Source organism: Halomonas sp. 113, from assembly GCF_904067645.1.
GTDB lineage: Bacteria > Pseudomonadota > Gammaproteobacteria > Pseudomonadales > Halomonadaceae > Vreelandella > Vreelandella titanicae.
Genome location: NZ_LR881453.1, coordinates 3,108,535 through 3,134,093, shown reverse-complemented (window position 1 = coordinate 3,134,093; position 25,559 = coordinate 3,108,535). Strand labels below are relative to the sequence as shown.

21 protein-coding genes are annotated in these 25,559 nt (G+C 53.9%); 17 read left to right on the top strand and 4 right to left on the bottom strand.

Features of this window, described 5'->3' with window-relative positions; translation table 11 throughout:
• The first annotated feature begins 75 nt into the window (after positions 1–75).
• The 14 genes from hrpA to YERSI8AC_RS14760 all read left to right on the top strand — a co-directional run bounded on the left by hrpA (position 76) and on the right by YERSI8AC_RS14760 (position 18,448).
• Complete coding sequence (hrpA, locus tag YERSI8AC_RS14825) at positions 76–4,110, top strand: ATP-dependent RNA helicase HrpA (RefSeq protein ID WP_159176994.1); 4,035 nt, start codon at positions 76–78, stop codon at positions 4,108–4,110.
• Positions 4,111–4,249: 139 nt separating this feature from the next.
• The gene (locus YERSI8AC_RS14820; protein WP_027958455.1) at positions 4,250–5,371 is read left to right on the top strand and encodes a beta-ketoacyl-ACP synthase III; all 1,122 of its coding nucleotides are present in this window, start codon (positions 4,250–4,252) and stop codon (positions 5,369–5,371) included.
• A 42-nt stretch (positions 5,372–5,413) separates the two neighbouring features.
• Positions 5,414–6,238 (top strand): MlaA family lipoprotein, encoded by an 825-nt coding sequence (locus tag YERSI8AC_RS14815; RefSeq protein WP_159176993.1) that lies wholly within the window; start codon positions 5,414–5,416, stop codon positions 6,236–6,238.
• Positions 6,239–6,246: 8 nt separating this feature from the next.
• Complete coding sequence (locus tag YERSI8AC_RS14810) at positions 6,247–7,440, top strand: PP2C family protein-serine/threonine phosphatase (RefSeq protein ID WP_027958456.1); 1,194 nt, start codon at positions 6,247–6,249, stop codon at positions 7,438–7,440.
• The gene (locus YERSI8AC_RS14805; RefSeq protein WP_022522924.1) at positions 7,430–7,948 is read left to right on the top strand and encodes an STAS domain-containing protein; all 519 of its coding nucleotides are present in this window, start codon (positions 7,430–7,432) and stop codon (positions 7,946–7,948) included. The genes YERSI8AC_RS14810 and YERSI8AC_RS14805 overlap by 11 nt, the downstream gene beginning before the upstream one ends.
• 140 nt (positions 7,949–8,088) lie before the next feature.
• Positions 8,089–9,276 carry a multidrug effflux MFS transporter gene (locus tag YERSI8AC_RS14800; protein ID WP_138800546.1) on the top strand — a complete coding sequence of 396 codons (1,188 nt, stop codon included), beginning with the start codon at positions 8,089–8,091 and terminating at the stop codon, positions 9,274–9,276.
• 72 nt (positions 9,277–9,348) lie between these two features.
• The gene (locus tag YERSI8AC_RS14795) at positions 9,349–10,080 is read left to right on the top strand and encodes a sulfite exporter TauE/SafE family protein (RefSeq protein ID WP_051052139.1); all 732 of its coding nucleotides are present in this window, start codon (positions 9,349–9,351) and stop codon (positions 10,078–10,080) included.
• Positions 10,081–10,210: 130 nt separating this feature from the next.
• On the top strand, positions 10,211–11,224 hold the full coding sequence (locus tag YERSI8AC_RS14790) for a PstS family phosphate ABC transporter substrate-binding protein (protein ID WP_138800548.1): 1,014 nt from the start codon (positions 10,211–10,213) through the stop codon (positions 11,222–11,224).
• Positions 11,225–11,319: 95 nt separating this feature from the next.
• Complete coding sequence (gene pstC, locus YERSI8AC_RS14785; protein WP_009288021.1) at positions 11,320–12,570, top strand: phosphate ABC transporter permease subunit PstC; 1,251 nt, start codon at positions 11,320–11,322, stop codon at positions 12,568–12,570.
• A gap of 18 nt (positions 12,571–12,588) precedes the next feature.
• Entirely contained in the window at positions 12,589–13,755 is a 1,167-nt protein-coding gene (gene pstA / locus YERSI8AC_RS14780) for a phosphate ABC transporter permease PstA (RefSeq protein WP_009288022.1), read from the top strand.
• Between the two features lie 26 nt (positions 13,756–13,781).
• Positions 13,782–14,621, top strand: coding sequence for a phosphate ABC transporter ATP-binding protein PstB (pstB, locus tag YERSI8AC_RS14775; RefSeq protein ID WP_009288023.1), 840 nt, complete (start codon positions 13,782–13,784; stop codon positions 14,619–14,621).
• 159 nt (positions 14,622–14,780) lie between these two features.
• Positions 14,781–15,827, top strand: a complete 1,047-nt coding sequence (locus YERSI8AC_RS14770; RefSeq protein ID WP_159176992.1) for an ArsJ-associated glyceraldehyde-3-phosphate dehydrogenase — start codon at positions 14,781–14,783, stop codon at positions 15,825–15,827.
• Positions 15,828–15,879: 52 nt separating this feature from the next.
• Positions 15,880–17,046 carry an organoarsenical effux MFS transporter ArsJ gene (gene arsJ, locus YERSI8AC_RS14765; RefSeq protein WP_022522927.1) on the top strand — a complete coding sequence of 389 codons (1,167 nt, stop codon included), beginning with the start codon at positions 15,880–15,882 and terminating at the stop codon, positions 17,044–17,046.
• Between the two features lie 250 nt (positions 17,047–17,296).
• Positions 17,297–18,448, top strand: a complete 1,152-nt coding sequence (locus YERSI8AC_RS14760) for a trans-sulfuration enzyme family protein (RefSeq protein ID WP_022522928.1) — start codon at positions 17,297–17,299, stop codon at positions 18,446–18,448.
• Between the two features lie 55 nt (positions 18,449–18,503).
• On the opposite strand, the gene YERSI8AC_RS14755 is transcribed toward YERSI8AC_RS14760, so the two are convergent.
• From YERSI8AC_RS14755 to arsH, 3 genes are all read right to left on the bottom strand, one after another.
• Positions 18,504–18,797 (bottom strand): CC/Se motif family (seleno)protein, encoded by a 294-nt coding sequence (locus tag YERSI8AC_RS14755; RefSeq protein ID WP_022522929.1) that lies wholly within the window; start codon positions 18,795–18,797, stop codon positions 18,504–18,506.
• 75 nt (positions 18,798–18,872) lie between these two features.
• Positions 18,873–19,952 carry an ACR3 family arsenite efflux transporter gene (arsB, locus tag YERSI8AC_RS14750; RefSeq protein ID WP_159176991.1) on the bottom strand — a complete coding sequence of 360 codons (1,080 nt, stop codon included), beginning with the start codon at positions 19,950–19,952 and terminating at the stop codon, positions 18,873–18,875.
• Between the two features lie 13 nt (positions 19,953–19,965).
• Positions 19,966–20,703 carry an arsenical resistance protein ArsH gene (gene arsH, locus YERSI8AC_RS14745; protein WP_159176990.1) on the bottom strand — a complete coding sequence of 246 codons (738 nt, stop codon included), beginning with the start codon at positions 20,701–20,703 and terminating at the stop codon, positions 19,966–19,968.
• 151 nt (positions 20,704–20,854) lie between these two features.
• Between arsH and YERSI8AC_RS14740 the strand changes: the two genes are divergently transcribed.
• From YERSI8AC_RS14740 to YERSI8AC_RS14730, 3 genes are all read left to right on the top strand, one after another.
• Positions 20,855–21,268, top strand: a complete 414-nt coding sequence (locus YERSI8AC_RS14740; protein WP_159176989.1) for an arsenate reductase ArsC — start codon at positions 20,855–20,857, stop codon at positions 21,266–21,268.
• A 24-nt stretch (positions 21,269–21,292) separates the two neighbouring features.
• A complete protein-coding gene (locus YERSI8AC_RS14735) occupies positions 21,293–22,993 on the top strand; it encodes a methyl-accepting chemotaxis protein (protein WP_138800553.1) in 1,701 nt (566 codons plus the stop codon).
• 155 nt (positions 22,994–23,148) lie between these two features.
• Positions 23,149–24,210 (top strand): SLC13 family permease, encoded by a 1,062-nt coding sequence (locus tag YERSI8AC_RS14730; RefSeq protein ID WP_236557304.1) that lies wholly within the window; start codon positions 23,149–23,151, stop codon positions 24,208–24,210.
• Positions 24,211–24,257: 47 nt separating this feature from the next.
• Here the strand turns inward: YERSI8AC_RS14730 and YERSI8AC_RS14725 are convergent, their stop codons facing one another.
• A complete protein-coding gene (locus tag YERSI8AC_RS14725) occupies positions 24,258–25,445 on the bottom strand; it encodes an acetyl-CoA C-acyltransferase (protein WP_159176987.1) in 1,188 nt (395 codons plus the stop codon).
• Positions 25,446–25,559: the final 114 nt, after the last annotated feature.

Genomic DNA, 25,559 nt, shown 5'->3' with positions numbered 1-25,559 from the left:
CTATACGACCCGCTCAATTGAGCGGGTTGATTTTTTATATCTGTTATTAATATCTCTTGTTAAATGCCCAAGCGAATGGAAGCCGACTCAATCGTGACCACCGACACATCCCCAGCCCCCACCGATAGTCAACGTCTTGCGTCGCTGAAACAGGCCGCGGGCGATGTGATGCTGCGCGATGCAGAGCGGCTGGAGCGCCGGCTGGCTGGTTTAAACCGTCGCCTACGTGATAGCAAACCGATTAGCCGTGGCTTGGACGAGGTGCAGCGCGAGCTTGGTCGTGCCCAGCAGCAGCTCAGTCAGCGCGAAAGCCAAAAGGTCGCCTTCAATTACCCGCCAGAATTGCCGGTGGTCGAACGCCGGGAGGATATTGTCAACGCCATCCGCGATCATCAGGTCGTGGTGGTGGCGGGGGAGACAGGCTCAGGCAAAACCACCCAGCTGCCTAAAATGTGTTTGGAACTGGGCCGAGGCCGCCGTGGCTTAATTGGCCACACCCAACCGCGTCGCTTGGCTGCCCGCAGTGTCGCCAGTCGCCTGGCGGAAGAGCTGGAAGTCTCTCTGGGCGAGCAGGTGGGCTATCAGGTGCGCTTCACCGACCAGAGCAGCCCGACGACCCTGGTCAAACTGATGACCGACGGGATTTTGCTGGCCGAGACCCAGCATGATCCGCTGCTGCTGCGTTACGACACCATCATTATTGATGAAGCCCACGAGCGCAGCCTGAATATCGACTTTCTACTCGGCTACCTCAAACGTTTGCTCCCCAAGCGGCCCGATCTAAAAGTCATCATTACCTCGGCGACTATCGACGTGGAGCGCTTTGCCAAACACTTCGGCACCGCCAAGACGCCTGCACCGGTGGTGGAAGTAACCGGGCGCACCTACCCCGTTGAAGTACACTACCGGCCGCTGGTGCGCGATGAGGACGATGAAGAAGACCGCACGCTGCAAGAGGGCATTCTGCACGCGGTGGAAGAGATTGAAGCCGTTGAGCGTGAAAAAGGCTGGTTGCATGGCCCTCGCGATGTGCTGGTGTTTTTACCTGGTGAGCGCGAAATTCGTGAAACCGCCGATACCCTGCGCCGCGCCGAGCTGAAAGGCACTGAAATTCTGCCGCTCTACGCGAGGCTCTCCAACGAAGAGCAGAACCGCGTGTTTGCGCCGCACCGTGGCAGGCGCATTGTACTCGCCACCAACGTCGCGGAAACGTCGCTGACCGTGCCTGGGATTCGCTACGTGATCGACCCTGGCCTCGTACGTATAAGCCGCTATAGCTACCGTTCCAAGATCCAGCGACTGCCGGTAGAAGCGGTTAGCCAGGCCAGCGCCAACCAGCGTAAAGGGCGCTGTGGGCGGATTGCCGAAGGCGTGTGCATTCGCCTCTACAGCGAAGAGGATTTCCTATCCCGGCCCGGCTTTACCGACCCGGAAATCCAGCGCACCAACCTTGCCTCGGTGATTCTCTCGATGCTGGGGCTCAAGCTCGGCGATATCGAGGCCTTTCCGTTTGTTGATCCACCGGATAGCCGCTTTGTTAAAGACGGCTTTCGACTGCTGTTCGAGCTGGGGGCGGTGGACGACAAGCAGCGCCTTTCTCCGCTTGGGCGTAAGCTGGCGCGGCTGCCGATTGACCCGCGCTTGGCGCGAATGGTGTTGGCGGGTGCCGAATTCGGCAGCCTTCGCGATGTGCTGATCGTCGTCTCGGCGCTAGCCATCCAAGACCCCCGCGACCGACCGACAGATAAGCGCCAGGCGGCCGACCAAGCTCACCAGCGCTGGCATGATCCGGATTCCGATTTTGTCGCCTTGCTGAACCTTTGGCACGGCATTGAGAATGCCCGTGAGGCGCTTTCAGGTAATCAGCTGCGCCGCTGGTGCCGCGAGCACTACATCAACTACCTGCGCATGCGCGAATGGCACGACACCTTCCGCCAACTGCGCCAACTGCTGCGCGATATGGATATCGACGTGCCCGCGCCGCCGCCCCGTAATGAAGACGAGAGCGAAGAACAGGCGCGTCAAACGCGGCGTAAAACGTCGGGCAAGGTGCATCAGGCGCTACTCTCGGGGCTGCTCTCTAATCTGGGGACGTTGGTGGAGAACCGCGAGTATCTCGGCGCCCGCAATCGCAAGTTTATGATTCATCCAGGCTCAGGGTTGGCCAAGAAGTCGCCCAAGTGGATCATGGCGTTCGAGATGGTGGAAACCTCCAAGCTGTTTGCCCGCACCGTGGCCAAAATCGATCCCCAGTGGATTGAACCCCAGGCGCAGCACCTGGTTAAACGCAGCTACAGCGAACCGCATTGGGAAATGAAGCGCGCCCAGGTAGTGGCCTTTGAACAGGTCACGCTGTTTGGTCTGCCGATTGTGGCGCGGCGCAAGGTACATTACGGGCCAATCGCGCCCCAGGAGTCCCGGGAGCTGTTTATTCGCCGTGCGCTGGTGGAAGGGGAATTTCACACCAAAGGTGCCTTCTTTGCTCATAACCGCGCGTTGATCGACGAAGTCGAAGCGCTGGAAGATCGCGCTCGGCGGCGAGATATTCTGGTCGATGAAGACACGCTCTATGACTTTTACGACCAGCGGATCCCGGCGGAGATAGTCAACGGCAAGGGCTTTGAGCACTGGCGCAAGCAGGCCGAGCAGCAAGAGCCACAATTACTGCATTTCGATATTGATTCACTTAAAGCGCGCGACGCGGAGGACGTTACCCAGGCGCAGTATCCTGATCATTTGATTCTGGCGGGCGTCGCGTATCCGGTAAGCTACCACTTTGACCCCGAAGCCGAGGATGACGGTGTTACCCTGACCGTTCCCGCTGCAATGTTGCCCCAGGTGCCGGTGCATGCTCTGGAGTGGTTGGTACCTGGGCTGCTGCGTGAAAAGTGTATTGCGCTTCTGAAGTCACTGCCGAAAAGCATCCGCCGCCAGGTGGTGCCGATTCCTGATTGGGTGGATGCGGCGCTGGAAACCCTGGTGCCCGATCAGCGCCCGTTAACCGAGGCCTTGGGGGAGTTCATTCGCCGCCGTACATCGACGCGGGTGCATCCCGACGACTGGCGCCTCGACGTGCTCGAACCGCATCTGATCATGAATATTCGCGTGGTCGATCACGCGGGCGAAACCTTAGGGCAGGGGCGCGATCTGCGTGCTTTAGAGCAGCGCTTTGAAGCGGCAGCCAGCGCAGGCGCCCAGGCACTGGCTGAACAGGTTAGCCAAGAGCCCGCTGTGGCCGGGCTACCCAAGACGCCGCTGCCCGCTTCGCGCGTTACCACCCAGGCAGGTATTCGCGTAGAGGCGTATCCTGCCCTGGTCGCTGAAAGCAGGATTGCGAAAACCAGCGGTCTTGACGCCAGCGAGTTCAAGGTGGCGTTGTTTGATCACCCTGCAAAAGCTGACGCTGCCCACCAGGAGGGCATCGCTCGGCTGGCAATTGCCAAGCTACCTGAACAGGTTAAAGCGATTAAACAACTGCCGGGTGTTGAGAAGTGCGCGCTACTGTTCGCCAAAGTGGGTAGTAAACAAGCTTTGATCGACGATCTGCTGCTTGCGGTGTTTACCCAGGTGATTGCTCAGCACCCCCTGCCGCGCTCGGAAGGCGAGTTTAGCCAGCGACTAAACGCTACTCAGGGTCAGCTTGTAGACGAAGCGAAAGCACTGCTGGTACGCGTAGAGGCCGCGCTAAAAGGGCATCTGGCGGTCAGTAAGGTGCTCAAAGGGAAGCTTAATTTTGCTCTGGCGCTGGTGTATAGCGATGTTAGCGCGCAGATGCAACGTCTGGTCTATCCAGGCTTTATTCGCGATGCGGGCGCTTGGCTGGACGAATACCCGCGCTACACCGAGGCGGCGCTCATTCGGCTTGAAAAAGCCGCCCGTGAGCGCGGTCGCGATCAAATGATGATGCAAGATGTCCAGGCATTAGAGGCCCGTTTTGATGCCCGCCGCGAAAGCGAGCGACGCGGGCGGGTGGAAGACCCTGAATTGGTCGCTTTTGGCTGGTGGTTACAAGAGCTTAGAGTGTCGCTATTCGCGCAGCAGTTGGGGACGAGTATGGTGGTGTCGGTAAAACGACTGGAAAAACGCTGGCAAGAGATCACTAGCGTTTAGCCGTGGTTGGAAAAAGTTGTTGAAAAAAGTTGCTGGAAAAACCGCTATTTTACGCACACAGTAACGTGATGGGTTCGCCGTAAGTCGCACGCTATATAGATGGCCGGTCACGTCGGCAAGCCGCTTAGAGGAGATTGGCATGACACATGTGGTGATTACCGGTACAGGTCTCTATACACCGGAACACGCCATTGATAATGCGGCCCTGGTGGCGGCATTTAATGCTTGGGTAGACAGCGAGAATGAACAGCATGCCGGAGCCATTGCGCGCGGCGAGCGCGAACCGCTGGCACATTCAAGCAGCGAATTTATCGAAAAAGCCTCCGGTATTAAGAGCCGCTATGTGCTCGATGCAGCTGGGATCCTTGACCCACAGCGTATGCGGCCTAAACTTCCGCAGCGGGGCAATGACGAACCCTCTATTCAGTGCGAGATGGCGACCGCTGCCGCGCGGCAGGCGCTGGCCGCTGCCAAGGTAGAAGCTGCTGACATCGAGCTGGTGATCGTGGCCTGCTCAAACCTGGAGCGTGCCTACCCCGCTATGGCGGTCGAGGTGCAGCAGGCCTTGGGCACAAGTGGCTACGGGTTCGATATGAATGTGGCCTGTAGTTCAGCGACGTTTGCTTTGGAAACGGCTGCCAACGCCATAGCCTCCGGCAGTGTGAAGCGTGCCCTGGTGGTCAATCCGGAAATTTGCTCGGCGCACCTCAACTTTCGAGACCGTGACAGCCACTTCATTTTCGGCGATGCTTGTACCGCTGTGGTACTAGAAAATAGCGCTATTGCGGTGGCCGATGAGCAGTTTGAAATTCTTGGCACGCGTCTGGTTACCCAGTTTTCCAACGCGATCCGTAATAATGCAGGGTTCCTTAACCGCGTAACGGACAGTGACCCACTCGCCTTGGATAAGCTGTTTGTGCAGGAAGGGCGTCGGGTGTTTAGAGAAGTTTGCCCGATGGTGGCTAAATTGATCACCGATCATTTGGCCTCCTTAGAGTTGGCCGGTGGCGATCTGAAGCGCATGTGGCTACACCAGGCTAACCGGCATATGAACGATTTGATTGCCCGCAAAGTATTGGGCTATGACCCGAGTGAAACACAGGCGCCGATTATTTTGGATCGTTACGCCAACACCAGTTCAGCGGGTTCTATCATCGCCTTTCACCTCCATCGCGAGGCGCTTGTGGAGGGCGATATTGGCGTGATTTGCTCCTTTGGAGCAGGTTATAGCGCGGGCAGTGTGGTTATTCGTCGTTTGTAGATGTCTGTATAAGGTGCAAGGGAATTGAAAAAGGAAAATGTCATGTGGCAGTGGTTTAATAACGCGCAGCCTGCGCTTTCGCTGCGTAGCAAAGGGTTGCCACTACTACTGGTGACGTTACTCGTAACCGGAGGCTGTGCCAGTACGCAAATGGCGGAAAATACTGCTCCCGAAGACCCTTGGGAAGGCTTTAACCGCAAAGTGTTTGCGTTTAACGATGTGTTGGATCGCTACGCGCTCAAGCCGGTGGCAACAGGCTATCGTGCTATTACCCCCGACCCGGTAGAAACGGGCGTAGGTAATTTTTTCTCCAACTTAGGTGAAGTGCGTACTGCGCTTAACAGCGTGCTGCAGGGCAAACCGTCAAACGCGGGCCTCGCCACGTCACGTTTTTTAATTAACTCCACGGTAGGCATTGGCGGACTGTTAGATTATGCCACCCTAATGGAAATTACTGCGGATGAAGAAGATTTTGGCCAAACGTTAGCGGTGTGGGGGTGGGAAGATTCGCGTTATCTGGTGCTGCCTTTCTTTGGCCCCAGCACGCTGCGGGATACCACCGGTATGCCCGCGAACATGGCAACGAACCCCGTTAATTATGCAGAAGACGATATTGTTCGAGTAGGCCTTACCGCACTCAAAGCGATCGATATTCGAGCGGGTTTGCTTGACCAGGAAGAATTAATTCGTGGTGATCGCTACCGTTTTATTCGTGACGCTTACTTGCAGAACCGCCAATTTGAGGTGAGCGATGGAGAATTGGGTGATGACCCCTTTGCCAGCGAAACCTTCGACTTTGATGACAGCGATTTTGATGACAGCGGTCAGGATGATAGTGACTTTGGTGACAACGAAGTCACCGATTGAGGCTTATGATGGATCATTCTAAGCAGTTGATCGCGGTGATCGACGAACCTGGTCGTGAACGTGATGCGCTGGCTGAAGCGATTACCTGCGATGGCATGTGGGTGTTTGCCGCTGAGGATATCGCGCATTTGCCTGCTGACACGGCGCTCATTGTTGCCCATGCTCGGGCAGTTCCGCGGCAGCAATGGACACACCTAACGCGACGCCTACCGACACTGGTAGTCAGTGACTCGCGTCAGGACGCCGACTTGATCAAAGCGATTGATGTGGGGCTGGTGGACTATATTGTCCATCCGCTGCGACACGCCGAGCTGTTGCGACGAATGATCCGTAAGGCCATTAAGCTCAACGATTTGGCGCTGGAGCGCGAGCGTGACCATGCGCGGCTGGCGGAGTTAAACGAGAGCCTAGAGACCCATCTCGCGCTGCTGCGGATGGATCAGCAGAGTGGAGGGCATATCCAGCGGCGTTTGTTACCGCTGCGGCCCAAGGTGATTAACGGGGTGTATTACGACTACGTATTTGCTCCTTCGCTCTATTTGTCTGGTGATTTTCTCGATTACCAACGCTATAACGAGCGCTACAGTGCCTTCTATTTCGCCGATGTATCGGGGCATGGTGCCTCGTCGGCATTTGTTACCGTGCTGCTCAAATATTTATGCAACCGCTGGCTGAGTGAGTGGGATGGCCAGCATCCGGAAAATCTGCCGCCTGATTGGTTAAAGGCGATGAACCGCGAGCTGCAGGGCACCGATATTGGTAAACATGCCACCTTATTTGTCGGTGTTATTGACCACGAGGCGCATACTCTTCACTATTCGCTCGGCGCGCAGCTTCCCATGCCCCTGTTGGCAGCAGAAGGAGAGCTACGCCGTTTAGAAGGCGAGGGAATGCCGGTAGGCCTTTTCCCCGATGTGGAGTATCCTTCGCTGAGTTGTGCATTGCCGAATAAATTTCGTCTATGGCTCTGCTCAGATGGAGTATTGGAATGCTTGCCGGGTAAAACGCTCGACACGCGGCTCAAGGAGCTTGAGCAATTAGTAAGCGAGAGTGTAACGCTTGAGCAGTTGCGCGACCGGCTAGCAGAAACGAATGCACTCCTTGCCGAAGGGGATGCAGAGTTTGATGCCAACCAAGAGCGCGATGCTTTACCCGATGATCTAACAATCATGATGGTGAGCGGATTTGGTCATGCTGATTGAAGAGGGCCGCATTAAAGCGGCGTTCGATTCTGGTGTTTTTATTCTAAAACTGTGTGGTGATGTGCGTTTGACGCTCTGCGCCACGCTGGATACTCAAGCCCAGCGTCTTGCCGAGACGCCGGGGTTGCGTGCCGTATTGATTGACCTGCGTGAAGCCACCAATGTCGATTCGACGGCGCTTGGTTTTTTGGCCAAGGTCGCGATGGCGGTGAAAGGGCGCCTGGAGCAGCCGCCGACGATTATTGTCGATAATCCTGATGTACGGCAGATGTTGGACGTGATGGGCTTTGCGCGTTTCTTCACGCTGATGGAAGCGCCGCTACAACAGACGAGTACGCTCAACAATGAGCTTGAAGAGCTGCCCCAAGAGCCGGCAGACGAAGAGGGACTGCGCGATCGCATCCTGGAAGCCCACCGTATTTTAATGCATATGAATGAGCATAACCGTGAGCAGTTTCAGCCACTGGTTGACATGCTTGAGTCGCAAGACGCCACTACACATCACTAAGCTCCCCTCTCCTTGATAAGCCCCTGGCCTCTTCCAAGGGCTATCTACCGATAGTCTCCAATCCCGACAAAGGCCTTAAAATCAGCTATGATTAGCGGCCTATCTATTTCAGTGCGTACATTATCGCCTTAAGGAGACCCATGGATCTTAATCCTCGCCGGGTAGCACTGTTGGTTGCTGCCAATACGGCGCTGGCGCCCTTTGCTATCGACGCTTATTTGCCTGCCATGGGTATCATTGCTGAAAGCATCGGCGCCAGTATTCACCGTACTGAACTCTCCATCAGCGTATTCCTGTTCGGCTTTGCATTGGGCCAGCTATGCTTTGGGCCGCTTTCGGATCGGATGGGTAGAAAGCCTGTGCTGCTGGGCGGACTGGTGGTGTTTATGCTGGCAAGTCTTGCTATTACGATGGCGGACAGTTTGCCCACGCTGCTGGCTTGGCGGTTTATTCAAGCGTTGGGAGGCGGGGCCTGCGTGGTCAATTCGGCGGCGATTGTGCGCGACTGCTTTAGCGGGCGCGAGGCCGCCAAAGTGATGTCCACCATGGCGATGATTATGATGCTGGCGCCGCTGGTGGCACCTGCAGTGGGCAGCTTGCTACTGCACGTGGCTGGCTGGTGGCTGATTTTTGTGTTCTTAGCCGTTTACGCAGGCTTTTTGCTCTGGCTGCTAGGAACGCGGTTACCTGAAACCCGCGATATGTCGCTGCCTGCAGCTTCACCACGGCAAGTAATACGCAACTACGCCAGCGTGCTTAAGCATCGTGAAGGCATGGGCTATATCTGTGCGGTAGCGGCTTCCTTTGCGGGCCTGTTTGCCTTCGTGACCGCTTCGCCGTTTCTCTATCTCGACTATTTTGGCCTCTCGCCCGGCACTTATCCGCTAGTGTTTGGGGTCAACGTTGTCGTTATTGCGCTCTCTAATCGGGTCAATATTCATCTGCTCCGCAAGCGAACTCCTCAGCAGAATTTGCGTTTAGGGTTGCTTATACAGCTGGTGGCCGCGCTTGGGTTGGTAGCGGTGACCGCCCTGGACATCGCGTCGCTAGTGATCGTGGTGCCGTTGATTATGCTGTTTACCGGAATGATCGGGCTGATCACGCCCAACGCGATCTCGTCGTTACTGGATCATTTTGGCCATATCAGCGCCACGGCAACGGCGCTGCTGGGCGGGATCCAGTTTACCTGCGGCGCCCTCGCGGGAGTGATGGTAGGGCTGTTCGAGGTAGAGCATCTTTGGCCCATGGTACTCACCATGCTGGGCGCTGCGTTGCTAGGCAATATCGGTGTGCGCAAACTGACTAAAGCACCTGCTGCGGATGAATAGTTTTCAAATAGATAGGGCGTGTGGACAGGGCGTATGGATAGAGCATATGGATAGTTTGAATGGGTAAGTTGAATGGATAGCATGCTGGCTTGGGTCAATATGCCGATGAGCACTTGGTTAGCTTGCTCCGCCGTACTGTTAATGGGTGCTTTTGTGCAGCGCGCTACCGGCTTTGGTTTGGCCATTATTGGCGCACCGCTACTGTTGATGCTAGAGCCTCGTCTGGTGCCGGTCACTCTGGTACTGTTCGGATTTACCGTCTCCCTGATGATGGTGCGTCATTACTGGCACGAGGTGCGCCTGGATTCCATTGGCATGGCGCTAGTGGGGCGCCTTCCCGGCAATGCGCTGGGTATTTGGCTGCTACTCGCCGCCCCCATGTTTGTGTTAGAAAAGCTGATTGCGGTCATCGTCCTGTTTGCGGTACTCGTCACCTTGTGCCGCTTTCAGTTGCCGGTAAACCGAATAACGCTGTTTGGCGCTGGGGTGCTCTCTGGCATTTTTGGCACCGTTGCGGCTATTGGTGGCCCACCCATCGTGCTGCTGATGCACGGCTTACCCACTGATCGTGTGCGCGGCAATCTAGCCGCCTTTTTCATTTTGACCTCTCTATTGACCTTAATCACCCTTGCCTTGGCTGACCAGATTCAGCTTTGGCATTTCCAGGTCGCGCTTACCTTCCTACCTGCAGTATTAATAGGTAACGCCTTGGCAGATACCGTAGCCCACCGTTTAGACCGACGCATGCTGCAAGGTGCCTCGCTGGCGTTATGCACCCTCGCGGCGCTAGGACTTTTGTGGTGATGTAAGGTCGGGTTGCCTCTATGTAACGAAAAATTTTCTACGTTTTGCTCGCTGTCATGAAGTTGTCATGGAACCAGTGCAAGGTATGCCTTGCGAAGGCCAGATCCCTACATGAACAGGAGTATTTCGCATGAACCGTATTCTCAAAACCACCGTTATCGCGGCTGCTGTAATGAGCGTTGCCGGTGTTGCTCAAGCCCGTGATCAAATCCGAATCGTTGGTTCCAGTACCGTTTACCCGTTTGCCAGCTACGTAACGGAAGAGTTCGGTGCGACTACTGGTAACCCGACGCCTGTTATTGAATCGACTGGTTCGGGCGGCGGTTTGCGTCTGTTCTGTAATGGTGTTGGTGAAGGCACACCCGACATTACTAACGCTTCTCGTCGCATGAAAGTGTCTGAGTTTGAGCGTTGTGAAGAGAACGGCGTTACCGATATCACCGAGGCTAAAATCGGTTCTGACGGCATCGTATTGGGTCAATCAAGCGAAAACGATGACATTGCTTTAACCCGCGAACAGATCTTCATGGCGGTAGCTGCCATGGTGCCGGTTGATGGCGAGTTAGTTGAAAACCCCTACACCAACTGGAGCGAGATCGATTCTTCGCTGCCAGACCGTGAAATCTCCATTTATGGGCCGCCGACAACTTCGGGTACCCGCGATGCTTTTGAAGAGCTGGTAATGGAATCTGCGTCTGAGGGTATGGATGTTTACGGCGATGAAGGCTACACCGATATTCGTTCTGACGGTGTTTACATCGATGCCGGTGAAAACGACAACCTGATCGTTCAGCGCCTTTCAGAAGACACCGGTGCCTTTGGTATCTTCGGCTACTCTTTCCTTGAAGAGAATACTGACACGATCAGCGCCGCCAGCATTGATGGCGTCGATCCTGAGGCTGAGGCGATCAGCTCCGGTGACTATCCTATCGCGCGTTCACTGTGGTTCTACGTGAAGAACCAGCACGCTGAAGACGTCCCGCCGATGTACGATTACGTCGATATGTTTATGAGCGAAATGATGATTGGCGATGATGGCTACTTGCGTGATATCGGCTTGATCGTTCTGCCAGAAGGAGAGCGCGAAGAGTGGCGCCAGGCTGTTGCAGATCGCACTTCAATGACAGCAGACGTTCTTAAGTAAGTTGGTAGGTCAGATTAAAAGTGGTCGGCAGCGCAAGCTGCCGACCCGTTATTGTTGATAGGTTTCTTAACCGGTGACCACGTGAGAGAGATGCGATGCAGACCAACCAGCTTCTTCTGATTTTTTGCAGTGCATTATTGCTGCTGGGGCTGCTGGCTTTTTTTGCTGGCCGTTCAAAAGCCACTCGGTTACGTAGCGCGGGTACGGCGATGTTCGCCCAGCCTGACCAATACGCTTGGTTTACAGTACTCTCCACCGCCGGGCCAGCCGTGGTAGTGAGTGCCTTGGGCGCTTTCGTTTTGCTTCTAATGGGCGCCGACATTCCTACGCTTTATCTGCTGGCGGCGAGCTTAGTGATAGCAGCCATCGGGCTACTGGTGAGTCTTAATCAAGTAAAACCCGATTTTCATGCCCGTCAAGCCATTGAGCGGGTCATTCGCATGACCCTGGCTGGGGCAGCGTTAATCTCCATTTTGACGACCTTTGGTATTTTAATTTCGATTATTTCCGAGGCGCTGCGCTTTTTCCAAATGCACAGCTTCTGGGAGTTCATCACCGGCACCACTTGGAATCCAGGCGCGAGCTTTTTAGCATCCGCGGGTCGCGGTGATGGTAGCGGCGCTGAGTTTGGCTCGGTACCGCTGTTTGCTGGCACCTTTATGATTACCGCCATCGCTATGCTGGTGGCGGTGCCTATCGGTTTGCTTTCAGCGATTTATATGTCTGAATTTGCACCGCGCAAAGTGCGTACCGTCGCCAAGCCGGTGTTAGAAGTATTGGCAGGTATTCCTACCGTCGTTTATGGCTTTTTTGCCGCCATCACCGTGGCGCCGATCATTGTCAATATTGCCGGTTTTCTGGGGCTCGATGCGTCTTATAACAATGCGCTGGCACCCGGCATTGTGATGGGCATTATGATCATTCCGTTTATCTCATCGCTATCTGATGATGTGATCAATTCGGTGCCCGATAGCATGCGCCAGGGGTCGCTGGCACTCGGTATGACCAAAGGGGAAACGATTCGTGATGTGGTAGTGCCCGCTGCCATGCCGGGGATTATCTCAGCGTCGCTCTTGGGTATGTCTCGTGCCATGGGTGAAACCATGATCGTGGTTATGGCGGCGGGTATGCGGCCTAATTTAACCGCTAATCCGCTGGAAGATATGACCACGGTGACTGTGCGTATCGTGGCGGCGCTCACCGGCGACCAAGAGTTTGAAAGTGCCGAAACATTATCAGCTTTTGCCCTTGGACTCGTGCTCTTCGTGATCACACTCGCACTCAACTTGGTGTCAGTATTGATGATCCGTCGTTTCCGTGAAAAATACCGCGTGAATAACCTGTAACGCCGAGGAACTGTTTCGATGAGCCACTCTTTTGACGAAATCAGCCAGCAGCTTAAGCGGCGTCACCGAAAGTCTACCCGCCTTAAATGGATAACCATGGGATCGTTAGGTCTCGCGGGCCTTTTTCTGGTGCTGTTTTTTGCCGATATGCTGAGTAAAGGTCTACCCGCTTTCCAGCAGGCCTATATACAAACCGAGATTAGCTACACACAAGAAGCCGAAACCGATGGGCGGCGGGCGTTTGATGAAGAGCTGTTGCCGTTAATTAGCCGTACGGCGGTGCGTACAATTCCATTAGAGTTGCGCAACAATCCTGACATGATCGGCACCAGTAAAGCGGAGTGGGTATTAGCAAATAGTGATGTCGATCAATACTTGAAGGGACACCGGCATCGCTTGAGTGACGAGGAGCAGGAAGCCCTTGATGCCCGAGTCGAATCTGGACAGGTGGATCTACGCTTTAATACCACTTTCTTTGGTTCGGGTGATTCAAAAATTGCCGAGAACGCGGGCATTTTATCGGCAGTGGTCGGCACCATTATGACCATGATCGTCACCCTGGCGATATCTTTCCCGATCGGCGTGATGACAGCTATTTATCTTGAAGAGTTTGCGCCGGATAACCGCTTAACCCAGATTATTGAAATTAACATCAATAACCTAGCGGCGATCCCGTCGATTCTATTTGGTCTGCTGGGTCTTGCGATCTTTATTAACTTTTTCGGGGTGCCGCGGTCGTCTCCATTAGTGGGCGGTATGACGCTGGCATTGATGACGCTGCCAGTGATCATTATTTCGACACGTACCGCACTGCGTAGCGTGCCTGAATCCATCCGTCACGCAGGCTTTGGGGTGGGCTGTTCACGCTGGCAGGTAGTGCGGGATCACGTTCTACCCTTAGCAATGCCGGGTATTATGACAGGTTCTATTATCGGCCTGGCGCAAGCGATGGGTGAAACGGCGCCGCTGATTATTGTAGGGATGGTGGCCTTTATCCCCGATGTGGGCGTTTCCTTTACCAACGCGGCAACAGTGATGCCTGCGCAAATATTCACCTGGGCTGGTGAACCTGAGCAGGCGTTTGTGGAAAAAACTGCTGGCGGTATTTTGGTGCTACTCACCATACTCATCTCACTCAACGCTTTTGCCGTTGTGATGCGTAAGAAATTTGAGCGTCGCTGGTAGGCCAGTGCGTTATAGAGGACATTTCTATGAATAGCCATGCAACTGTAATGAACGGCCAGCAGACACCTGCGGTTGGGCAACCCTATACACGAAATGAAGCTGCGTGCCACGACCTGAGTTTCCGGGTTCGCGATTTGAATCTGTGGTATGGCAAAAACCAAGCGCTGAAGAATCTAAATATTGATCTTTTTCAGAAAAATGTGACGGCGCTGATTGGCCCTTCGGGGTGTGGTAAGTCGACGTTCTTACGCTGTTTGAATCGTATGAACGACCTGATTCCTAGCGTACGCACCGAAGGCCTGGTCGAGATGGACGGGTTGGACGTTAACGCACCTAAAATGGATGAAGTGGCGCTCCGTCGCCGGGTGGGCATGGTTTTCCAAAAGCCTAATCCGTTTCCTAAGTCGATCTTTGAAAATATCGCTTACGCACCACGCATGCACGACTTGGTCAGCCGTAAAGCCGAGCAGGAAGAATTGGTTGAAAAAGCGCTGCGTGACGCTGGGTTGTGGAACGAGGTGAAAGACAAGCTGCATGAGCCAGGCACCTCTCTGTCCGGTGGTCAGCAACAGCGGTTGTGTATTGCCCGCGCTATTGCGGTTCAGCCTGATGTGATTTTGATGGATGAGCCAACCTCAGCGCTTGATCCTATTTCCACCGCCACCATCGAAGACCTGATGGACAAGCTGAAAGAGAAATTCACCATCATTACCGTGACGCATAATATGCAGCAGGCGGCGCGGGTGGCGGACTACACGGCGTTCTTCCACCTGGGGGAAATCATTGAGTACAACGACACCAAAGTGATGTTCTCAACCCCGGCACAGAAGAAGACCGAGGACTATATCTCTGGTCGTTATGGTTAATTAATGCTTGCTAATTAATACTTACTACGCAGGCCTACTACACGGTGGTGGGCCTGTTTGTTAGTAGGCGTTTTTTTAAGTGGTTATATATGTTTTAACGTATATAGCCGTTATGCTTTCTCTTAATAGATTGTGTAACCGTTAGCTTAGGAGGCACTCATGGCACTACGTATTGGCATTAACGGCTTTGGGCGGATTGGGCGTTTGGCATTGCGCAGTTTGTGGGGGCAGGTAGACGCTGGCGCGGTAGCAATAACACGCATTAACGACCCGGGCGGCGATGCGGCAACCTTTGCCCACCTGCTGGAGTTTGATTCAGTTCACGGGCGCTGGACACCAGGGAAGGGTATCTTGGCAACCGATGACGCTATCGTTCTCGATGGAAAAACTGTCGTCTTTAGCGCTAATAAAGCAATTGCCGATAGCGATTGGTCGAACTGCGATATCGTGATCGAGTGCTCGGGCGTAATGAAAACCACTGATAAACTGCAGGCGTACATTGATCAAGGCGTCGGTCGTGTGGTGGTGAGTGCGCCTATGAAAGAGGCGAACGTGCTTAATGTGGTGGTGGGGGTGAACGACCACCTTTACGATCCTGCTCAACATAAGATCGTTACCGCTGCCAGTTGCACCACCAACTGCCTGGCACCGGTGGTCAAAGTCATTCAGGAAACCTTTGGTATCCGCCATGGCTCGATGACCACGGTGCACGACATCACCAACACTCAAACCATTTTAGATGCCCCGCATAAAGACCTGCGCCGCGCCCGGGCTTGCGGCATGAGCTTAATCCCCACCACCACCGGCTCGGCCAAAGCCATCACTGCTATTTTCCCCGAACTGGAAGGCAAGCTAAACGGTCACGCGATTCGTGTGCCGCTGGCTAACGCTTCGCTTACCGATATGGTGTTCGAGCTTGAGCGCGAAGTGACCGTCGAAGAGATCAATCAGGCGCTAAAAGCCGCGGCTGATGGCGAGCTTGCCGGTATTTTGGGCTATGAAGAGCGCCCGCTAGTGTCGATTGATTACCGCACCGACCCGCGCAGCTCGATCATTGATGCGCTCTCCACCATGGTGATCAATGGCACCCAGCTAAAACTCTATGCCTGGTACGACAACGAGTGGGGCTACGCCAACCGCACGGCCGAGTTGGCCCTGATGGTAGGTAGTGGGCAGGTAGGCGGTGAGCAGGTGGGCCGTGGCTGATTTATCGTTGTTAAAGCGGGTAAAGGCGCTACCTTTCGAGGTGCGCCAATATATGCTGATTACCGGCAACTACTGGGCGTTCACGGTAACCGACGGCGCGCTGCGTATGCTGGTGGTCATGCACTTCCATCAACTGGGTTACTCGCCGTTAGAAATCGCCATGCTGTTTCTGTTTTACGAAGCTTTTGGTGTGGTGACTAACCTGGTAGGTGGCTGGTTGGGCGCGCGGTTGGGTCTCAACCGCACCATGAATGTGGGGCTTGGGCTGCAAATTATTGCGCTTGCTATGCTGATGGTGCCCGCTAGCCTGCTGACAGTTGCTTGGGTGATGGCTGCTCAGGCGCTGTCGGGGATCGCTAAAGACCTCAACAAAATGAGCGCTAAAAGCGCCGTTAAAGTGCTGGTGCCAAAAGAGAGTGCTAACGCCAATAGTTCACTCTACCGGTGGGTGGCGATGCTGACCGGCTCTAAAAACGCGTTAAAGGGGCTAGGCTTTTTTGTTGGCGGGTTGCTGCTAACGTTGATTGGCTTCCAGGCCGCAGTGTTGGTGATGGCGGTAATGCTTGGCGGCGTGTTACTGCTTTCACTGTTGAGGCTTAAGGCGGATTTAGGCCGCCAAAAAGTAAAGCCCAAGTTCTCCGAAATCTTCTCAAAATCACGTGCGATTAACGTGCTCTCCGCGGCGCGCTTTTGCCTATTTTCGGCACGGGATGTGTGGTTTGTGGTAGCACTGCCGGTGTTTTTATACGATCAACACGGTTGGACACACTGGACAGTGGGTGGGCTGTTAGCGGTATGGGTGATCGGTTATGGCGGGGTGCAAACCCAGGCACCCAAATTAACCCGGTTGATCAAAGGCGATGCGCGGGCACTTACCGCCGGCTGGGCGGCGGCACTGGCGGTGTTGGCAATTTTGCTGGCGATGCTGCCCTTGGCACAAGTAGGTTGGTTAGTGGTCGGGCTACTCGCCTTTGGGGTGCTGTTTGCAATTAACTCCAGCTGGCACAGCTATTTGATTGTGCACTATGCTCGCGCTGACGGCGTCTCCATGGATGTCGGTTTCTATTATATGGCCAATGCCATGGGGCGTTTAGTGGGCACACTACTGTCGGGCTGGCTGTATATGGCTTCCGGGCTGAGTGCCTGCTTGTGGGTGTCAGCGGCCTTAGTGGCTGCCAGTGCATTGATGGCGTTAGCACTGCCTAAACAAGTCGCATGATTCGCTTTTCGCCTAGGCGGTTTAACGCTCACTTTAGGCAGTGCACAAACTCTTGCCTGGGCCTCCAGCTATTACTTGACCGCTATCCTTGTGGTGCCCATGGCCCGCGAGCGGGATTTGAGCTTCTGTGTATTCGTGTGCTTCGACTGTAAGGGCGAGGCGTCTATATAAAGGCGACGCTGTATGAATTGGATTGGTTTATGGTATATGTGATATATCTTGCATTGAGCTTACTTAAGCGAGAATTTATATGACAGACCATCCTTTTTCGTCTCAATCACTCCTTGCTCAGGGCGGTAGTCACCTTGAGCACGAATATGGAGTAATCATCCCGCCAGTATATACATCAACGACTTACCTTCGAGACAGCGATAATCAATATCGCAGCGGTCGAGTGTATTCCAGAGCTGACAACCCAACGTACCGACCTGCAGAAATACTCTTGGCAGAGCTGGAAAATGCGGTTGATGCCCGTTTATTCGCCTCGGGTATGGCAGCGGCAACAACTGTTTTTCAGGCGTTAAAGCCCGGCGATTCAGTCATCGCTCCTAAAGTGATGTACTGGGCGTTGCGTAAATGGCTGCAGACCTTTGGTGTCGATAGCGGGCTGAATGTTCGTTTTGTGGACACTACAAATCTGGACGAATTACGCCTTGCCATTGATGAAAAAGCACCCACACTTATTTGGCTTGAAACGCCTGGCAATCCGCTCTGGACCGTTACCGATATTGCTGCAGTAGCTGATTTAGCAAAAGACTGCGGAGCCCTGCTTGCTGTTGACTCTACTGTTGCTACACCATTGCTAACAAAACCGTTGAACCTTGGTGCTGATATCGTGATGCATTCAGCCACCAAATACCTCAACGGCCACTCTGATGTTATTTCCGGAGTATTGGCTGCACGGGAAGATAACGCCTTCTGGCAGCGTCTGGTTGCCATTCGCGCCCAATCTGGTGCAGTTCCTGGCCCAACTGATGCAGCTCAATTACTACGTGGAATGCGAACCTTGTTTTTACGGGTGCGGGAAAGCTGTCAAAGTGCGTTATATATTGCTGGACAGCTGGAGCAGCATCCGCATGTAATTGAGGTGTTATACCCCGGTTTAAAAAGTTTTTCCGGCCACGACGTGGCTCAAAAGCAAATGAGCAGTGGTTTCGGCGGTATGTTGTCTATTCGTTTAGCCGGTGGAGAAAAAGCCGCTATTGCAGTTGCCGCTAAAACGCAGCTCTGGTGTCGGGCTACTTCGTTAGGCGGTGTAGAAAGTTTGATTGAGCACCGTGCCAGTATTGAAGGTTCTGACTCGCCAGTTCCGCTGGATTTGCTGCGCTTGTCGGTCGGGATTGAAAAGGCCGACGATCTGCTGGCCGATTTGCAGCAATCCATTGATAGCGCTCACGCGTAAATGCTCATGTACGTAAAGCCGCGCGTACCATTAACCCTTGTTACCGTCTTCTTAGCTAAGGCTGTAACAAGGGTGAACCCTCCATATACAGGTGGCGAAGCTTCCACCATCCCTCAACGTTTAAGCTTAACCCTTGCCCTATAAGCGCCGGGTCAATGAACAGCGTTATATTTTGGTAGCGATGGCATTGGTAAAGCGAAGAGTCTGCGGGTGGGTTTGCCTCGGCAATGGCGACCTTGGCAAGCCCACCGCAGCAGCCATGTCTTGGGGAAAGGCGTACGGTAAGGATGCCGCCTCGCTGCTTGATAAAGTCTAGTGCTTTGCTATCTATATCAATCACATTACCCATGGCCTATCCAATCGTTATTGAGCCCAATGCTTGGGATGGCTACAGGCATGATGACCTGGTGACCTAGCTCAAAATTTAATGATTAACAGTAGCCGGAAAATGATGGCGGGTCTTGTTTGCAATTCTTACCAGCGCGAGCATCAGCGGTACTTCGACCAATACGCCGACAACAGTGGCTAGCGCAGCGCCCGACTGTAAGCCAAACAGTGCGATAGCCGCTGCCACCGCCAGTTCAAAGAAGTTGCTGGCGCCGATCATCGCCCCCGGTGCGGCAATGTTATGTGGCAATCGCCAGGTTTTAGCCCAGCCATAGGCGATAAAGAAGATCAGGAACGTTTGAATAATCAGCGGTATCGCGATCAATACGATATGCAGCGGATTATTGAGAATGACCTCACCCTGGAAGGCGAATAGCAGCACTAGGGTAATGATCAAGCCAATCGGGGTGATAGGGCCAACCCGCTTCATAAACACGTTGTCGTACCACTCGGCGCCACGCTTTTTAATCAAACTTTGCCGTGTGATATAGCCCGCCGCCAGGGGAATCACAATGTACAGTACGATTGACAGGGCGACCGTGTCCCAGGGCACCTGAATATTGGAGATGCCCAGTAGGAAGACCACGATAGGGGCAAACGCGAACAGCATAATTAGATCATTAAGCGCCACTTGTACCAGAGTGTAGGCGGCATCGCCGCGGGTTAGGTAGCTCCACACAAACACCATGGCGGTACACGGCGCAGCCCCAAGCAGAATTGCACCGGCTAAATACTGGCTGGCTAGCTCGGCGGGAATAAACGGTCGAAAGATCACCATCAGAAATAGCCAGGAGATGGCGAACATAGTGAAAGGTTTGATCAACCAGTTCACTGATGTAGTGATGATCAAACCTTTTGGCTGACGACGCACACCCAGTAGCGAGGTGAAGTCAATTTGCGCCATCATGGGGAATATCATCGCCCAAATGAGTACCGCCACCGGAATCGATACCTGCGCCACTTCAAAACGTGACAGCGTTTCCGGTACTGCTGGGATCAATTGCCCAACTAAGATGCCTACCACAATGGCGAGTGCTACCCATAGCGTGAGGTAGCGCTCAAAAATTCCCATGCCTTCGGCGGTAGAGGGTGAGGCGTTGTCTTGCAGTGCTGGCATGTGAAGCTCCTGATTAGATGGCGCGTTGATTAACCCGCTTTGAGACTTCTTCGGCGCTCTCTTTGCGCTCCGAATAACGATCCGTCAGCACGTCACTGCGATCACGCACTAGTAGAGTGAATTTCACCAGCTCTTCCATGACATCCACGATACGGTCATAAAACGGTGAAGGCTTCATCCGGTCTTTATCATCAAACTCCATAAAGGCTTTGGGTATCGAGGACTGATTGGGAATCGTCAGCATACGCATCCAACGCCCCAAGATGCGTAGCTGATTGACCGTATTGAAGGACTGCGAACCGCCGCAGACCTGCATTACTGCCAAGGTTTTGCCCTGAGTAGGGCGGACGCCACCCAGGGCAAGGGGGATCCAATCTATTTGCGCCTTCATAATGCCGGTCATTGCGCCGTGACGTTCGGGGGAGCACCACACCATCCCTTCTGCCCATTGGGCCAATTGGCGTAGCTCATCGACTTTGGGGTGGCTGGCATCTTCTGCATCCGGTAACGGCAGCCCCCTGGGGTCAAAGATTCTTGTTTCTGCGCCCATGGCATTGAGTAAATGTGCGGCTTCCTCAACCGCTAACCGGCTGAAAGAGCGCTCACGCAGAGAGCCGTATAGCAGCAATATTTTAGGTACGTGTTCAGTGCTATGTGGAATCCTCAGCCGTTCGCTGCTGGGCGGTTCAAAGAGTTCAGCGTCTATATTAGGCAGATCATTCAGGTCGGAAAAATCAGTCAGTGAGGTCATCGCGGTTTACTCGGATTGGGTCTTAATAGCTTGATGATTCCATCATATATGTTTTTTCGTATATTTCTAGGGCAACTGTGTGCCTGCAATATTGCCGTCATGAACCCGGCGTAGAGTGACAGCCACTAACTACATAAGAGGCTGTTTATTTATGACGAAGCGCCGCGTGTTGTTCCTCTGCAATGCTAACTCTGCACGGTCTCTGATGGGGGAGGCGTTGCTTCGCCATTTGGCAGATGATCGTTTTGAAGCGTTTAGTGCCGGTTCTGAACCGGATGAGCCCCATGCATTGACACTTGAAGCGTTGCGTAAACACGGGCTCCCCACCGAGGGCCTGCGCAGTAAGTCGTTGGATGAGTTTGAAAGCAAGACCTTCGATTTTGTCATTGTGCTGTGCGACAAATCCCAGCAAGCCTGCCGCGATTGGCAAGGGGAGGCGGGCGAAGTTCTATCCTGGGATATTCGTGACCCTCGCTTGATCGGCAAGTCAGATGCTTATGAGCAGGCATTATTAGAGATTCGTCGGCGCCTACAGCTCTGGCTGCCTCTCCACACATCTGATTAACCTTACTGAAAGGGGCGGGTCGAGATGAAATGGATTAATAACTTAAGCGTCAAGGCAAGTTGGACGCTTGTATTAGTGGCCTTTAGCGGCCTGGTCGTCGTCATTGGCGCACTGGGTTTGTTCGCCAACCATTTTGGCCGTGAGGCATTTACGTCGCTTCATGAACGGGACATGGCACAAATTAGTCAGCTCAATAGCGCCTATACCCAGCTGTTGCGTGCGCGTATTCAGATGAACCGTGCAGCGGAGTTAATTCGTACCCCTTCGTTTGATCGACCTGACCCTCTGATAGAAGAAGCCCAGCGGTTGCTTGATGAGGCGTCCGAGAACTTCACTCAATTTACAGCGAGTGATTTTGATCAGGATCAGCAGTCGTTTGTCGAACAGTTAGCTTCGAACTTTCAATCATTTGTTAACAATAATCTCAATCTTCAGATGATGATGCTTGAAGAGCGCGACATATCAGGCTTTTTCTCGGGTGAGTCGCGAGTGGATGATAGTAGCGAGCACTTTGTGGCAAGCGCTGAGGCTTTTATTGGCGCTTCCACTCAGCGGGGTAACACCTTGCTTATGCGCTTTGAGCAGGTTTCATCGCTACTTTTTTGGGGAGTGATTACAGCGCTTGGCGCTGCGCTGTTGGTAGTGACGGTAGTGGTATGGGGCGTGCGTAAAAATGTGCTTCGCCCATTGAAGAAAATCACTGGGCACTTCCAGCGCATTGCTAACGGTGACCTGTCGGCGCCAGTAACGGCGCACTCAAGTAACGAAATTGGTCAGCTATTTAGTGAGCTGGATAAGATGCAGCACTCGCTGACGGCCACGGTTAATCGTCTTAATACGAGCAGCCAGCAGGTATATAGCAATAGTCAGGAGATGACTGAGCAGAACCAGCTTTTGGCGAGCCAAACCGACACTCAAGTGTCAGCTTTGCAGCAAATGGCAGCGAGCTTGGAACAGCTAACCGCCACGGTGAATCAGAATGCTGAAAGTGCGGCGCATGTTAACCAGTCAACGGCAGATGTGTCTCAAAAAGCGCAGCAGGGTGATGAGGTGATTACCCAGTTTATCGCCACCATGGAGGCGATAAATAGTCACTCCGAAGAGATTCAAAGCATTATTCGCATGATTGAAAGTATTGCTTTCCAAACCAATATTTTAGCGCTCAATGCCTCGGTTGAAGCCGCGCGTGCCGGTGAGCACGGGCGTGGGTTTGCGGTGGTCGCCAATGAGGTGCGTGCACTGGCAACGCGCAGTGCCAGTGCCGCCAGTGATATTCGCTCACGCATTGAAGCGTCGAGTGCGAGCGTCCAGCAAGGCAGCATATTGTCTCAGCAGGCTGGTGAACATACACGGGCGATCATGCAAGCAGCGAGGAATGTGGACACGCTGATGACGCAAATCACCCATGCCTCTGAAGAGCAGCGGCGAGGCATTGAGGAGGTCAACCACGCGGTTGCTCAGATCGATACCACTACCCAAGACACCATGCGCTTAGTCAATCAGGCGGCCCAGAGCGCGGAGGTGCTGTCCCAAGAAGCTTTGCAGATGCGTGAATATGCCGGTCAATTTAGTGTGGTGGAGAGTGCCATTGAACCAGGCTTGTCTGGTATTGATAAAAATCAAACTGACTATCCCGAATGGGAGCAGCTCAGTCATCAAGAGGGCGCCTTACCGGATGACCATGAGCAAGCCCGTCGTCAGGCGGGATTATTGGCTTCGGCTTAGCATTCTGGATGAAGGAATTTAGCTTTACTCCTGAGCTTACAACGCTATCATGCGATTTTCTCTGAGCGTCATGTAGCGTGTTAGCAACAAAGTGGTTAGTGACACCCTTTAGCTTGTTTTTTCAGCGTTTTCTGAACGACCCTATGCTGCTCTCAATGAGTATCCTATGGGTCGTTTTGTGTTGGCTGGAGCCTCAATCACTGAGTGAAATGGCTGACCGGGTTCACTGGACAACCCTTGTAGTATTAACCGGCCTAATGCTGCTCAGTCGCGCGTTAGAACTGAGTGGTTATTTAACGCTCTGGGGTCGTCAGTTATTAGCTCTACTGCGTGGTGAGCGCCGACTTGCGGTCGGTTTGATTCTGTTTTCGGGGCTTCTCTCGGCGATAGTCACTAACGATGTGGCGCTGTTTATTGTGGTACCACTGACGCTTAGTCTGGCGGGAATGGCAACACTGCCGATTGAACGCTTGATTGTGTTTGAGGCGCTGGCTGTGAATGCAGGCTCATCGCTGAGCCCGATTGGTAATCCGCAAAATCTCTATTTATGGCAGCTTTCAGGCATTCGCTTCGGCGACTTTTTATGGGTAATGTTGCCGCTTGGGGTGGGCTTGATGCTGTCGCTCTTACTTTTTGTTCCCTTGGCATTTCCGAAAGCGTCAATACACTTGGAAGCAGTTTCTGCGATGACGGCTGAGCGCCGAAAGGCGCCGTTATGGGCGGCGCTTATTGGCTATCCACTTTTTCTGGTCGCGGTAGACATGGGGTGGGTGCTATCGGCGCTGGCTGGCGTTTTGCTTTCGATGCTATGGGTGGCTCGACGGGCGGTATTCAGTATTGATTGGCTACTGCTGATAGTGTTTGTATTGATGTTCGTAAATCTAAGTGTCATCGGTGAGCTGAGCATTGTTCAGCAGTTTATACATTCAATGCGCCAGTGGCCGGGTGGCGATGTTAGTGCTGGCGTACTCCTTTCACAGGTCGTATCCAACGTGCCAGCGACCCTACTGCTTGCCCAGCAGAGTGAGTGGCAGCCGCTGGCTTGGGGCGTTAGCGTGGGTGGCTTTGGTTTGGCGATAGGTTCAATGGCGAATTTAATCGCGCTACGTTTGGCGCGCCAGCCTGGGATTTGGAAGGAGTTTCATTGTTGGTCGCTCCCCATGTTGGGGCTGGGTTGGCTGTTTGCCGCCGTATGGCTCAGCGCCCTAACGTGGTAAAAGTGTCAGGGCGCTTCACAAGAGGCTATATATTGTAATAGCGCAGCTTAATCAATTAGCTCAACGGCGACGGCCGTTGCTTCGCCACCGCCAATGCATAAGCTGGCAATGCCTCGTTTGCCGCCCTTAGTGCGCAGGGCATGAATGAGCGTAGCGATGATGCGTGAGCCGGTAGAGCCAATCGGGTGGCCCTGAGCGCAGGCTCCGCCAAACACATTGACTTTGTCGTGGGGCAGGCCCAAGTCATCCATGGCCATCAGTGTCACCACCGCAAAGGCTTCGTTAATCTCGAATAGGTCTACGTCATTCACGCCCCAATCGAGCTTTTTCATCAGCTTTTCAATCGCACCCACAGGCGCGATGGTGAATTCGCTAGGGTGGCGAGAGTGAGTCGTGTGGCCTAGCATACGCGCTAGTGGCTTAATGCCTTGCTGATCTGCAGCTTCCTGACTCGCCAAGATAAGTGCCGAAGCGCCGTCGGAAATTGAGCTGGCGTTAGCGGCAGTAATCGTACCGTCTTTGGCAAAGGCGGGGCGCAGCTGGCGGATTTTGTCGAGCTTAGCTTGGAAGGGCTGCTCATCGTGTTCGACAAGGGTTTCGCCCTGGCGAGAGGTGACCATCACCGGTGCGATCTCTGCGCTTAGGTGGCCCGCGTTGGTGGCAGCCATAGCGCGCTCAAGGGACGCAATAGCAAAATCATCCAGACGCTCCCGTGTGTAGCCACGCTCAGTAGCCACATCCTGGGCAAACACGCCCATTAGTTTGCCCGTTTCGGCGTCTTCCAGCCCATCCAAAAACATATGGTCTTTAAGCTCGCCGTGCCCCAGCCGGTAGCCGGCGCGTGCTTTGGTGAGCACGTGTGGCGCGTTAGACATCGACTCCATGCCGCCAGCCAGCAAAATATTGCCACTGCCCGCCTTGATTAAATCGTGGGCAAGCATCGTGGCCTTCATGCCCGAGCCGCACAGCTTGTTAATGGTGGTGGCGCCATTGGCATCTGGAATGCCGGCTTGGCGCATTGCTTGCCGCGCTGGGCCCTGCTTCACACCGGCGGGCAGTACACAGCCCATAATGCCCTCGGTGATCAGGGCCGGGTCAATTCCCGCCTCTTCAATGGCCGCTTTGATGGCGGCTGCGCCAAGCTGTGGGGCTGTCATGCTTGCCAGGCTGCCCATCATGCCGCCCATTGGCGTGCGTTTGGCAGCGAGAAATACCACATCGGTGGGGTTGCTCATGGCCAATCTCCTTCAGGATTATTGTGATTATCATGCCAAGTGGTAGTTGATACGTTGACCCGTAGGCGGTGCTGTGGTTCTCTCCAAAGTAACCAAGCAAGCGCTAGTGTAAAT